The 12,431-nt window shown below is 70.7% G+C and carries 9 protein-coding genes and 3 pseudogenes; 3 read left to right on the forward strand and 9 right to left on the reverse strand.

What is annotated here, in order from left to right:
• Nucleotides 1-157: 157 nt before the first annotated feature.
• The 5 genes and pseudogenes from EMA17_RS18570 to EMA17_RS54120 form a co-directional block, all read right to left on the reverse strand.
• On the reverse strand, nucleotides 158-784 hold the full coding sequence (locus tag EMA17_RS18570; protein ID WP_126638169.1) for a helix-turn-helix domain-containing protein: 627 nt from the start codon (nucleotides 782-784) through the stop codon (nucleotides 158-160).
• 70 nt (nucleotides 785-854) lie between these two features.
• Nucleotides 855-977: pseudogene (locus EMA17_RS55960) on the reverse strand (IS21-like element helper ATPase IstB); the annotation flags it as partial.
• Between the two features lie 161 nt (nucleotides 978-1,138).
• A pseudogene (locus EMA17_RS51830) lies at nucleotides 1,139-1,802 on the reverse strand (IS5 family transposase); the annotation flags it as partial.
• Between the two features lie 121 nt (nucleotides 1,803-1,923).
• A complete protein-coding gene (locus EMA17_RS18585; protein ID WP_126638171.1) occupies nucleotides 1,924-2,541 on the reverse strand; it encodes a hypothetical protein in 618 nt (205 codons plus the stop codon).
• 158 nt (nucleotides 2,542-2,699) lie between these two features.
• Nucleotides 2,700-2,963, reverse strand: a pseudogene (locus EMA17_RS54120) (ATP-binding protein); the annotation flags it as partial.
• 1,121 nt (nucleotides 2,964-4,084) lie between these two features.
• Here EMA17_RS54120 and EMA17_RS18595 point away from each other — a divergent pair.
• Entirely contained in the window at nucleotides 4,085-4,627 is a 543-nt protein-coding gene (locus tag EMA17_RS18595; protein WP_126638172.1) for a hypothetical protein, read from the forward strand.
• Between the two features lie 353 nt (nucleotides 4,628-4,980).
• On the opposite strand, the gene EMA17_RS18600 is transcribed toward EMA17_RS18595, so the two are convergent.
• Together EMA17_RS18600 and EMA17_RS18605 are read right to left on the reverse strand one after the other, a co-directional pair.
• The gene (locus tag EMA17_RS18600; RefSeq protein WP_246126750.1) at nucleotides 4,981-5,430 is read right to left on the reverse strand and encodes a hypothetical protein; all 450 of its coding nucleotides are present in this window, start codon (nucleotides 5,428-5,430) and stop codon (nucleotides 4,981-4,983) included.
• A 211-nt stretch (nucleotides 5,431-5,641) separates the two neighbouring features.
• Nucleotides 5,642-6,355: a class I SAM-dependent methyltransferase gene (locus EMA17_RS18605; protein WP_126638173.1), complete on the reverse strand. Its 714-nt coding sequence runs from the start codon at nucleotides 6,353-6,355 to the stop codon at nucleotides 5,642-5,644.
• A 292-nt stretch (nucleotides 6,356-6,647) separates the two neighbouring features.
• Between EMA17_RS18605 and EMA17_RS18610 the strand changes: the two genes are divergently transcribed.
• Both EMA17_RS18610 and EMA17_RS18615 read left to right on the forward strand, forming a co-directional pair.
• Nucleotides 6,648-7,016 carry a M48 family metalloprotease gene (locus EMA17_RS18610; protein ID WP_126638174.1) on the forward strand — a complete coding sequence of 123 codons (369 nt, stop codon included), beginning with the start codon at nucleotides 6,648-6,650 and terminating at the stop codon, nucleotides 7,014-7,016.
• 38 nt (nucleotides 7,017-7,054) lie between these two features.
• Complete coding sequence (locus EMA17_RS18615) at nucleotides 7,055-8,443, forward strand: alpha/beta fold hydrolase (RefSeq protein WP_126638175.1); 1,389 nt, start codon at nucleotides 7,055-7,057, stop codon at nucleotides 8,441-8,443.
• A gap of 691 nt (nucleotides 8,444-9,134) precedes the next feature.
• On the opposite strand, the gene EMA17_RS18620 is transcribed toward EMA17_RS18615, so the two are convergent.
• Both EMA17_RS18620 and EMA17_RS18625 read right to left on the reverse strand, forming a co-directional pair.
• Entirely contained in the window at nucleotides 9,135-10,496 is a 1,362-nt protein-coding gene (locus tag EMA17_RS18620) for a VWA domain-containing protein (protein WP_126638176.1), read from the reverse strand.
• A gap of 221 nt (nucleotides 10,497-10,717) precedes the next feature.
• Nucleotides 10,718-12,391: a carboxylesterase/lipase family protein gene (locus tag EMA17_RS18625; RefSeq protein WP_126638177.1), complete on the reverse strand. Its 1,674-nt coding sequence runs from the start codon at nucleotides 12,389-12,391 to the stop codon at nucleotides 10,718-10,720.
• Nucleotides 12,392-12,431 lie beyond the last annotated feature (40 nt).

Genomic DNA, 12,431 nt, shown 5'->3' on the forward strand with positions numbered 1-12,431 from the left:
GTGCGCCCTGGAACTCCCAAGGCCTCGCACGGCATTCTCGCCGAGTGACACGGCTCCCCGTGGCGGGAAGGCGGGAAGGCGTGATCCAGTGCCGCGTCAAGTAACGTTCACCCTGCGTGCGCGCCGTTCGGTCGGGCGTCGTGACGCCGCCCGCCGGCTACCGCGTACTGCCGTCGTCGATTCCGGCGATGACCTTGACGTCCGCTTCGGACATGCCCAGAACGCGGGAGATCTCCTGGGCAAGGATCGGTTCCGGGTTGTGCGTTCCGCGGCGAAGCATGTGGATGGTGGACATCGATCGTGCGGTCTCTCGTGCCATCACCTTGACCGGAATCCCGCGCAGCTCCATCAATCCGGTGAGCACCCTTGCGAAGGGATGCGGCTCCGGCTGCCCGGCAGGAGCAAGGGCGGGGCCGAGGATCACGTCGCCGATCTTGGCTTGAAATCGGATCAGTTGGTCACCCGCAAACCCAACCTTGGCGACGAAGGGCAAGCTCGCACCACCGCCGGAACCGACCATGCCCGGCACCGACACCTCGGTGAATCCCGACGGGTGACCGCGGTGGGAACTCTCGATTTCCAGGGGAAGACCCGGCTCGACGTGGCTGACCTTCCAGTCGCGGTTCCACCAGGGGAGTTCCTGCAACACCTCGTTGAAGAAGGGAAGTAGCACGGTGAGATCCACCGGGTCGGGAGGGTTCTTCCGACCTCCCCAGATGACGTCAGGCCAGTAGTTCAGTGCCGCGATCACGTCCGCCGTCAGCGTGCGGTTGGCAATCTCCATGGCCGCACTCTCCCACCGGTCGACACGATCGCGCCGTGCACTGTGGTTGTCGCGAAGGCTCGCCGTTGCCTCGTGCCTTGGAGCGGGCGAGGCGGTAGGACTCGCGGCCAGTCTCGATGAGGGTGACGTCGAAGGTGAGCCTGTCCACGATCGCCGCGCGGGGCCGCGGGCCGGTAAAGGTTGGGCTCCGACCTGTGAAGGCCTTCATCATGGCTGCTGCGGCGGCGCTGAAGCCGACGCGGTAGCCGATTATCGCGGCGGTGGCGCCTACGCCGTTTCCTTTGGATCATCCTGCGGCCCAGATGTGGATGGCAGCCATGACGAGTCTTGCGCGGTAGATGGTGGCGTTCTTGTCCTATTCCGGTTGGCCTTTTGGTCGTCGGGCTCGGGGATCACCGCTCGGGCCCGCGCCTTCGCAGGTGCCCGCGGATCGCTCGCGACGAATACGCTTTGTCCGCAAGGACCGTGGTGGGCCGGGTGCGTGGCCTGCCGACCCGCCGCCGGACACGGATCGCGGCCATGACGGCCTCGAAGGAGGTGCTGTCGCCGGCCTGGCCCGAGGTGAGCAGGAACGCGAGCGGTCGGCAGTTGCCGTCGGCCGCGAGGTGGATCTTGGTGGTCAGCCCGCCGCGGGACCGTCCGAGGGCACGGTCGGCGGGCTCGCCTGGAGGCGACCCCTTTGGCGGGCGCCCGCAGCGTGCTGGTGGGCACGGACGATCGTGGAGTCGACCGCGACGGCCCAGTCCGGACTCTCGTCCGCGTCCGCCTGCGCGGGCAGCGCGGTGAACACCCGGTCCCAGGTGCCGTCCGCGGCCCACCTGCGCAGCCGGTTGTGCGCGCCCTTCCACGAGCCGAACTCCGACGGCAGGTCCATCCACGGCGTCCCGGCCCGGAACTTGAACGCAATCGCGTCGATCACCTCTCGGTGATCACGCCATCGGCTGCCCCGACGCGGCAACCGGTCCGGCAACAACGGCTCGATTCGCGCCCACTGCACATCACTCGACCCCATGACCATCCAACGATCAGACGATCCGAAAAAGAGTGGCCCGGGTCAGGCTCCACCTCGCCGCCGTCTTCATTCGGTCGGCACCATGCTCCGGAAGGGGCGCCCGGTGATACGCGGTCGCAGCGTCTGCTCAGTCGTCGAACCACACGACCAAGCGCACGTTGTCGTCACCGTACGGTGTGGCAAGCGTCTCCATGGCCTTCCACACGGGTTGCCACTCCCCGGTTTCGGTGATGGCGTCCTTGCGGCGGAGGGTGACCGATCTGTAGAGCGTGTCCCCGACGAGCCACTCACTTCCCTCGGGCCACTCCCGGTCTTCGCCTCGCCGGAGACCGACAGCCTCGGCGAATGCACGACTCCACGACGACTTGCCCGTCAGCCTGAGCCCGTTCGCGGTCCGGCGGTACTCGTGAAGCCGCCTGTCGGGCCCCACCGCACGCTCGTCCCAGTCGACCGCCTTCACCTCGGCCCACGTGATCCACGTGGTGCCGTGAACGCCGTCCTCGCCGTACCACCCGGTCAGCTGCCCGAACCGCGCACTCACTGCGGCCGAGGCATCGGTGGGCAGACCCCGGCCTGCGGCCAAGGGTCGGAAGTTCGCATAGTTGCGGACTCCGAAGAGACAGCCGAACGCGTCGTAGTCACGGTTCCCGTTGAGGGAGTCGAGGTCGTGCGCGGTGTACCAGATCGGCTCCTGATCGTCCTGCGACGCCCGGTACTCCAAGAAACCGCTGATGTCGGTACCCATGCCAGGCATAATGCCGACTCCGTCAACCGATTTCGCCCGCACAGGCTCCACGACCTGAGCAAACCTGAGCCGTCCGGCCAGGAGGGACCGGAGGCGACGGCATGTGATCCGAAGGAAACGAACGGCCTAGCCCGATGAGCAGGTAGGACGTGCCCGGTGCCCGGAGTTCCGGTCAGGCAGAGCGGGTAGCCCTTGGCGATCCATTCGCAGGTCGCCAGGTTGTGGATGGTGACGGGGTCCACGTGCGGGTTGGCGTTGTGGTCGATCTCGCGCAGCGACCCGCCGCAGGGGAAGTGGGCGGCGCGGATCGGGTGTTCGGCGCGGGCGATCATGTCGGCGGCTTGGGCACGTGTGGTCGGCAGCCGGAGCACTCGGCAGCCGGTGTCGATCGCGGCATCGGACGCCTGCGCGGTGAACGGCATCCGCGACACCGCCCCTGCCGGAACGGAGGTGGTCGATCTGCGGCCGCGAGTTACGCAGGACCCGGTCCGGGGCGCCCGGGCGGCGCGAGCCCCCGGCACGACGGGGCGGCACTGACCGACGTTTCCCGAGCCGCATCGTGCGTGTACCCCACCGGCCGCTTCAAGGTGACCGGCCACGATCCGGCGGGGCTGGCCGAGTCCGAATGGCGGCGCCTGCTCACGGCGGCGGGCGAGGCGACCCGGCCCGAGTGTCGCGCGCCTGCAAGCCGAGGTGCCCGGGGTTCTCGTGGTTCTCGTGGTGGACGATCCACCGTGGGCGGGCGAGGAGTTGGTCTGGGCGCCCTGGCGGTGTTGGACGCGTGAGTGCCGTTGGCCCTGGGTCGGTGAGTGGCCGTTCCGGGCCCGCGTCGGCGGTGTCGAAGGTGTCGGCGTGATCCTGAATGCCTCGCGACAGCGCGAGACCGTCACCGTCGACTACGACCACGTTGTCACCTACTACGCCAATACCGTGGCGCCTGGCTCCGACGCACGCCACTTGCCCTCCTTTCGCTCCGACGCCGCCGCACGTCGGGCGCGGGTCGAGGCGGGTAACCGTGCGTGTCCGCAGCCCGGTCGATGTCATCGCGTCCGTCGAACGCGCGGGCGATGCGCCGAACGCAACCGACACGCCGGGCCCGGTCGTCCGCGCCGGCGGGCTTTTCCATACTGCGGTTCGACAATGGCGAACGTATTGTCACGTGTCACCACGATCGACTTCGTTGCGCGATGTTCGGTGGAATAGCGGGTGTTCGCCGACTTGATCCGTGATCGATGGAGTTGCTTCAGATTTTGTATTGACTTCGTTTATCGTCGCGGTTTTACTCGTCGTTGTCGACGTCCGGGGACGAATGGAGTCTTCGTGAACTCCGGCCGTCCGCAGGGTTGTTCGGTGGGGGTCGACCGATGCGCGCGAGCCGAAACAGGAGCCCGCTGGTGTCGGTGTTTCGACCGTTCGTACGTACCGTTGCGCGTGCCCCTTTCAGGCATCGCGCGTATTGCGGCAGGAATTCCGGAATCCGCGCGGTGAGGGTGCGCGTGCGCGGATCCGGTTTCGGCCCACGGATATTCGAAGGGATCGATTAATGTCTCGTCGCACGTTCACCGCCGGGGCGACAGTCGGTGTCGCGGGGGCGTTCGCCGCCGTTATGGCCCTGTCCGGAACCGCCCAGGCGCTGCCGCCGGAAACCCGCGCCATCTCCATGAACTGTCTCGATCTCGTTTCCGGCACGTTCGGCTTGTGGGGCACCAGTGCCACGCTGGTCACGGGGGACCCCGCCGGTGCCCCGTACCCGCAGCGAATGAAGGTCGCCACCTCCACCTCTGGGGCGCCCTTCCCCCCGAACACCATCACCACGACCGTGCGCACCGTACAGACCGGGGTCGGGGGCGGCGCCGTGTGGGACTTCACCGGCACGGTCAACCCTCCGGGCGCGCCCCAGGTGTTCGGACCACTGTCCTCGGTCACCAGAATCCCGCCGGGCACCTCCGTACGGTTGCAGCCCACCACCGGCACGCCCAGTGCCACGAACTGGTCGCTCAGGATGTTCGCCACCATCAACGGCTACTCACTCGACGTTGCCTGTACCGGTTACCAGACATCGCCTTCGACCGACTTGACCTTCTGACCCGCCCGGCCCCGCCTCATGACCGCTCACCCCAACAGCACGGAGCGGCAAGGCAGTTCATGGAGAATCACGAACGCCGTCGAGCCACAGCGGCGATCCCTCGAGTCGTGACGCCCGTCCCGGGAGATGGTGGCCGTGGCCAACCTCCTTCGAACCGGTCACGAAACGGATGCCGACGTGCGTGTCGCCCGACGAGGTGGCCCTGAACAGGGCACACCCCGAAGACGGAGACCGCACCGGTCAGCGTCACCTGCTCACGTCGGCCGAAGCCGAACGTGCGGAACACGAACCCGGGCATCGGCTGCCGCCGCTGTTTGGGCGCGTGTACATCGGGATCGGCCACGGGGACACGCTCACCTCTCGGTGAAGTAGGCGTACGGGGCGACCGATACGCCCTCGACGATCTCGCGTCCGTCGTCCTCGTCCGCGTCGGGGTCGAGCTCGGAGGCATGGCGGGAACCCATCGACCAGATCGCGAATCCGGCCCGGAACGCGTAGCCGATGTCGGTCTCGGTGCCGGTGTGGCCGAGGGCGGTCAGCTCGGCCACCACGTCGTCCAGGAACCGCCAGGTCAACCGGACGTCGTCGAGGTACACCTCGGTGCCGATGCCGGCCGAGTGACCGAGTTCGACCAACTCGACCGTGTCGTCCGGCAGGTAGCTGACGACCAGGGCCGGATCGGTGCGGTACACGGCCTTCGACCGACCCGGTCCGTGGACCGGTTCGCCGGTCCCGGCCTCGACGTCGGGCCGCGCGTCACCGATTTCGACCAGCGCCACGCCGCGCCCGGGGATGATGTTCATGCGCGCCATCGTGCCGGCCCGGCCTTCGCGCCGCGGCGGCGGTTGTTGCGGACGCGACTTGTCGGCGTCCGTCGCCACGGCGAATGTCGGCGGAGATGCGGCGTCGACACCGCTCCGGGCTCACCGCTCGGGTCGGCGGGTCGGGGTTCCGGCCGACCGGTCGTTCGTGCACAGCTCGGTCCGTGTCACCGGACCCGTGCGCAGACGTCGTTCAGCGGACGTCGGCGGTCTGGCGTCGTGCCGTTCCGGTGACCATGGGCGCGGTCGGGTCGGCCTTGAACGCGGGTGGTAGCCGGTGCACGTCGGCGACGGCGAACCCGGCGTCCTTCAGGGTCCGCACGGTGTCGCGCGTGAGATGGCAGCTCGCGAACAGCCGGCTCCATGCGCGGTCCCAGCGGTCCTGGCGTTCGCGGCGGCGTCCGGTGGCGGCGACGTGCTCGAGGACGACCAGGCGGCCGTCGGGGCGCAGGACGCGCCGGATCTCGGAAGCGGCGCGGGCGGGGTCCGCGACCGAGCAGAACGCCAGGGTCGCGACCACGACGTCGAAGGATTCGTCGGCGAAGGGCAGTTCCTCCGCGACCGCGGGTACGACCTCCGCCGGCACCGCGCACCGGTCCGGGCGCGCCGCGAGGTGACGGCGCATCGCGGCGTCCGGCTCGGTGAGGACCACCCGCTGGGGGTGGCGGTAGTGCGGCAGGTTCGCCCCGGTACCCGCGCCCGCCCCCAGGACCTCGCCGACGACGTCCGCGAGCAGGTCCGCGCGGACCGCGGCCGGCGTGCCCGACCAGGCCGCGCTCGCCGTGTGCGGCGTGCTGCGCGACTTCGGCGATGCGGCTGTGGCCCACTTCGTCGACCAGGCCGCCCGCGACCCCGAGACCCTCGCCCGGCTGGAACGCCTCCTCGCCGACCGCGCGCCGCGCGACATCGGGCCCGGCGATGCGTGGGTCAATCGGCAGGCGAGACGCCCTCGCCGTCGCGATCGGGGGCGCATACGCGGTCGCGGCCACCGCCCCCTCGCGCGGATGGCTGCTCGCGGTCGTCGCGCCGACCGTCACCGTTCCCGTTGCCCTCGCCTGCGCCGGTGCCTTCCGCCGCGTGCCGCGTGCCGCGTGCTGCGTGCTGCGTCTGGTGCGTGACACCCGCCGTGCGGTCGGGCGGGTCCGCCTTGGTGCGGCGACCGCGCCCGAAGTACTGGAGCGGGCCGCGCCCGTGGTGTGGTGCTGTACTTCGCGGACCCGGCGCCGATCGCCCTGACCCTGGGGTGGCTGCGTCCCCGTGTCGCGGTGAGCACCGCACTGGTCGAGGTGCCGACCCCGGACATGTTGGAGGCCGTGCTGCGGCATGGCGGTCGGCTCCTCCGGCGGGTCCGGCCACTGCGCTTGGGCGCGGGCCTCGAACGCGTCGAGCGCCGGGCCGGGCATGGTGGTTACCGGGTGCAGGAGGTCGGCGGCACGGACGTCGACGGCCGGTACCGCGTCCGGATCCGGCACGGCGTCCGCGTCGCGGGGCCGTCCGGGTCTCGACGGGTCGCTCCTCGGCGAGTCCGACCGGCGTGGGCGCCGCCGCGGCCCAGGCTGATTCCGTGACCGTGTCGGCGCGGCGCGGCGCGAGCGGAAGGACGAACATGACGAGCACGTGCGGCCGCATCGTCGCCCTGCTGGGCGCCGTCGCGGTGATCGTCGGCACCACCCCGGCCACGCCCTCGGCCGGCGTCGCGGTCGACCCCGCCCGCGTCGGCGCGATCACCCGTCGGGCACCGTGCCCGGACGCCCCCGAGTTCACCTGCGGAACCCTGACCGTCCCGTTCGACCACAGCGGTGCCACTCCCGGCACCCTCGGTCTCGATGTCGCCGTCACCGGCAACACCACGGCGCCCAGGGGCGACCTGCTGTTCCTCACCGGCGGCCCCGGTCAGCCCGGCGTCTCGGCGATGAGGCGGACGGCGAGCCGGCTGGAGCCCGTCCTGAAGGCATACCGGCTGGTGATGTACGACCAGCGCGGCACCGGCCGGGGCGCGCTCCGGTGCCCGGGCCTCCAGGAGGACATGGGCTCCTCCGACCTCGCCGTACCGCGAGGGCAGTCGATTGCCGAGTGCGCCGCCGCTCTCGGCCCGAACGCCCGTCACTACAGCACGGCGGACACCGTCGCCGACATCGACCTGCTGCGCCGTGCCCTCGGCGACCGGCGCCTCACCCTGGACGGTGTCTCGTACGGCAGCTTCGTCGCCGAACGGTACGCGCTCGCCCACCCGTCGCACGTGAGCCGACTGGTGCTCGACTCGGTGGTGCCGCAACAGGGGTACGACCCGCTGGACCTGGCCGCGCTGCCCGCGAGCGCCCGGGTCCTGCGGGCCGCCTGCCTGGCCACCGACTGCACCACCGACCCGGCCGCCGACCTCGCCGCCACCGTTCGGCGCTACGGCAACGGGGCGCAGATCCTGAGTGCGCTCACCGGCTACGAGTTCGTCGACCCGGACTACGGCGGGATTCCGGAGATCCTGCACGAGGCCGCCGCCGGGCGGCCCGCGAAGCTCCTGGACCTCTTCGAGTTCGTCCGCCGGCAGGTCGACGCCGCACCGGCCGAGGAACTCAGCCAGGGGCTGCATTCGGCCGCCCTGTGCGCCGACTCGCACTTCCCGTGGGGCACCACCGACACCCCTGTCGCGGGCCGCGCGGCGGCGCTGGAGCGCACCCGGCAGCGGCTGACGGCCGAGCAGACCTGGCCCTACGACCCGGCGACCGCCACCGGGCTCGGCAGCCTCCTGGTCTGCCTCGGCTGGCCGCGCGAACGGGTGCCTCCGACGCCGCCGGGCCACCGCAGGCTGCCGAACGTGCCGGTGCTGCTGCTCGGCGGCGACCGGGACCTGTCCACGCCGTACGAACTGCTCCACCAGCAGGCCCGGTCGGTGCACGATCCGCGGATCGTGATCGTGCCCGGGGCGGCGCACTCGGTGCAGAACCGGGCGGCGAACCCGGCCGGACGGCAGGCGGTGTACGACTTCCTGCTGGAGTAGCGCAAGCCGTCGCCGGGCGGCTCCGCACGGGGGACGAACAACCCGGCGCCGCGCCGACAACCGGAACCGGAACCCGAACCCGAACCCGAACCGATCGGCCCGGCCCACGGCACCCGGCGAAGCGGCGGGCCCCGTCGAAGGAACCGCCCCGGAACGTCGACCGGCTCGCCTCGCCGAGCCCGACTCCCACCCGGACCGGGACGAGGCGAGCCCGCCGGGCCGGTGTCCGGCTCGCTGTGCACTTCCAACCCCCCGGCGACCCGGTCGAGCACGACCCGGCGCACGACCGGGTGCGTGCGGTGCCCGCCGTCGGCGACACGGGCCCGGTGCCGTCCGAGACGGGCGCGGGTGCTCGTCGAACACCCGGTCCACGAGGAGAAGGGACATGACTCGAACCGCCGGCGGACTGCACGGCACAGACGCAGGGGCGGGGGAGCCGGACACGAAGTCCCCGACCGCAGAGACGTCGACATTCGACCGTCCGGGCAGGGAAAGCCCGGAGTCGGCGCCGAGTTGCCGACCGGCCGCAGCATGGCCCGCCGGCGCCCCTCGTCGATCCGCCATCCCGGCCTCGACCACCGATACGACGCCGCCGAACGCGGCGTCGACGTCGGCCGCCGGTGTCGTGATCGGCCGACGCTGCTCGCGTACAGGCGGGTTCGACAAGCTTGTCGGGTCCGCGGCTTCGTGCTCAGAGCACTTTCTTGCGCCGCGCCGCGGTGATCCACTTCGGGAACTCGGAGAGCAGCCGGTCGTACAGCTCCTGGTCGGGGACCTCGCCGATGTCGTCGACGGCGAAGAAACCGACGTTGTCCACGCGGCGGCCACGCATCGTGTCGAGGCGCCTCAGGATGCCGTAGTCCGCGTCGCCGAGGCCCACGAACTGCCAGAACGCCGGTTCCTTCGACGCGTCCTTGAGTTCGCGCTTGATCTCGTCGTTGAACCAGACGCCGCCGTCGGAGAAGAACAGCACCAACGTGGGGGCCGCGGACGGATTCTCCCGGACGTACGAGCGCACTTCGGCGATCACCTTGTGCTCCTCGTTGCCGAAGCCGACCGCCTCCATGTCGACCTGGCCGGGCAGCAGCCCCTGCTCCGGCTTGTCCCCCGCCGGACGGACGTGCAGCCGCAGCCATTCCGGGAGTTCGCCCACACGCATGTCCGGCAGGCGCGCCGGGTTCGAGGCGAACGTCCAGGCCTGCATCACACCGTCGTCCTCCAACCGCGCGGCCACGGCCGCCATTCGCTCCACCACGTCGGCGACGACACCTTGGAGGTAGAGCCGATCCATGGAGGCGGACGCGTCCATCACCAGGATCACCCGTGCGGTGGTCCCCTCCGCGCCCTGCTTGCGGAGGCTCACCGCGACCTGCTCCTTGCGCAGCGAAAGGCGCTCGCGCATCTCCGCGGGCAGCGCCTCTTCGCCGGTCCCGGCCGGCGCGACGTCGGACGCCGCCGGTTGCGGCGGGGAGTCGACCGGCCGGGTCGGAACCGACTGCGCGGCGGGGTCCCCCGCCGGCTCATCGTGCACCGCGATGCCGAAATCCGCGGCCAGACCGGCGAGTCCGGAGGCGTACCCCTGTCCGACCGCGCGGAACTTCCACTGCCCCTGACGCCGGTACAGCTCGCCGCCGACGAAGGCCGTCTCGATTCCGGCGGTCATGTCGAAGCGTGCGATCTCGGCCGCCGTCGCGGCGTCCAGCAGCCGCAGGCTCAGGTCCGGCACCTCGCCGAACGTACCGCCGTCCGCCGACGCGCAGAGCAGGATCCGGTGTATCGCCTCCTCCACGAGGTCGAGGTCCACGGCGAGCGTGTCGGTGACGCCGTCGCCGGTCTTGTCCCGGCCCAGATGCGCCACCGCGCCGGACGGGTGGCCCGCGTGGTTGTAGAACACGAAGTCGGCGTCCCCGCGCACGGTTCCGGCTTCGGTGAGCAGCAGCGCCGACGCGTCGACGTCGGGCACGCCGTTCCGTGTGGACCACGACAGCTCCACACGAACCCGCGTGAAGTCGACGCGCAGGTTGGCGCCTTGGCTCAAGGATGGCAATGTCATGGCGCAATCTTGCCGAACCCGGCGTTGCGCGGAGATCCGGGTCGGCCCGCCGACCCGTGGGCCCTCGGACCCTTGGCCAACTCCCGTTTCAGGGACTCCACTTGCGATGGAGTCGGGTGGGGGAGCGACGGCCGCCACCGAAATGACGACGGCCGCCGTCACCGTCCACCATGGGCGCTTCGCGGCACCCTCTGATCAATCGACGGCGGGGGCTCGTCGGGTCACGAACCGATGGTCTTCCAGAAGGCGCACTGGTGTTCCGTGTTGCGATCGGTCGGGCCGGTCGTGGTGGTCGCGAGTGATTGCACCCAACCGTCGTCGCCCCGGAAGGGCATCCAGCGCGGTTGTCCGCTGCTGTTGGGGTTTCCGGTGGCGGCGAAATCGGTCCAGTAGTTGATCATGGTCGTGGAGAGTTGTCGCTGGGCGGGCGTCTGCGGGCCGGGGAGTTGCTCGTCGTCGAACAGGTACTGCAGTTCGGCTCCGTGGAACGCGCCGGTGGGGAAGTTGGGTTTGGGCAGGGTGCTGAACCACGGCGCCGTCTCGTCCGCGAACTCGTAGGCGTAGACCGCGGTGTGCGCGGCGAGGGCGCGGTCCCGGTCCGGCGCGGTGCATCCCCAGGCCCAGTCGGTCACGACCGCGGACAGTGCCTCGCCCGCGGAGTGGAACTCGGAGACCGGATACCGGGCCAGAACTCGCTGCAGGTCGGCCGGGCCGAACAAGGCGGCGAGTTGCTCGCGATAGCTGTCCGGAGTCGTGACCTCTTTGGTCGCGGCCTCGATCGCCGCGGTGAACAGGCGGTGTTCGTCCCGAGTGGTCCCCTGCATGACGGGGACCCGATTGAAGCGACCGGTCGCGAAGGCCCGCTCCGGGCTCAGTGGCAGGAAACCCTCCCCGACGGTGGGACCCGACCCGACACCGACGTCGGACCACTTGGCCAGTTCGCCGGGGGACTTGTCGCGCAGGCAGGTCGCCGCGGTCACCGGGTCGGTGCAGCCGACGTTGGCCGCCACCTCGAGACCGTTCTTTTGACGCTCGGCGCGGGGCAGCGGGAACCAGGTCGGAGGCCCCGGCGACCACTTGTCACCGGTGCACTGCGCGCTCTGCACGATCGCCCGATGGAACAGCCCCGCCGATGTCGGCGCGGCGAGTTGGGCGCAGACGCTGGTCCCGCCCGCGGACTCGCCGAAGATCGTGACGTTGCCGGGGTCACCGCCGAATGCCGCGGCGTTGCGCTGCACCCAGCGCAGTGCGGCCTGCTGGTCTTCGAGACCGAAGTTCCCGGACAGGTTGCGGGCCTTGCCGTGGTCGAGCGCCGGGTGGGCCAGGAATCCGAAGACTCCGAGCCGGTAGTTAGGGCTGACCACGATCACGTCGCCGTCCGAGGCCAGCCGCTGCGCGCCGTACAAACCGGCGGCGCCGTTGAGGAACCCGTTGCCGTGGATCCACACCATCACCGGCAGTTTGCGTTTCCCGGTGGCGCGCGGCGTGGTGACGTTGAGGAACAGGCAGTCCTCATCCGTGCTGGGCTCATCGATCACCCCGCCGCCCTGGGCGCAGCGGTTGCCGGGCTTGGTGGCGTCCCGCACTCCCTGCCACGGCTCGGCCCGTTCCGGCGAGGCCCAGCGCAGTTCGCCCTCCGGTGGCGCGGCGTACGGAATCCCCTGGAACACCCTGGCGGTCGAATCGATCCTGCCGCGGACGGCGCCGGCATCGGTCCGAACCACGGTGGAGGTGGCAACGCTGTTGTCGCCGCGATCCGGTGACAGCGCGTGGGCGGCTGCTCCGCCGCCGATCGAGCTCGAGAGCAACGCTCCCGTCAGCACCACCACACTGCCGACGCTGCCGAGCCGTCGGGTGCGCCGGCCCGGCGCGCGGTGTCGATGCAGCAGTTTCATGTCGTGCTCCCCCTGTGACGACCCTTATTTGTGTGTGGGT

Source organism: Embleya hyalina (assembly GCF_003967355.1).
GTDB classification, from domain to species: Bacteria; Actinomycetota; Actinomycetes; order Streptomycetales; family Streptomycetaceae; genus Embleya; species Embleya hyalina.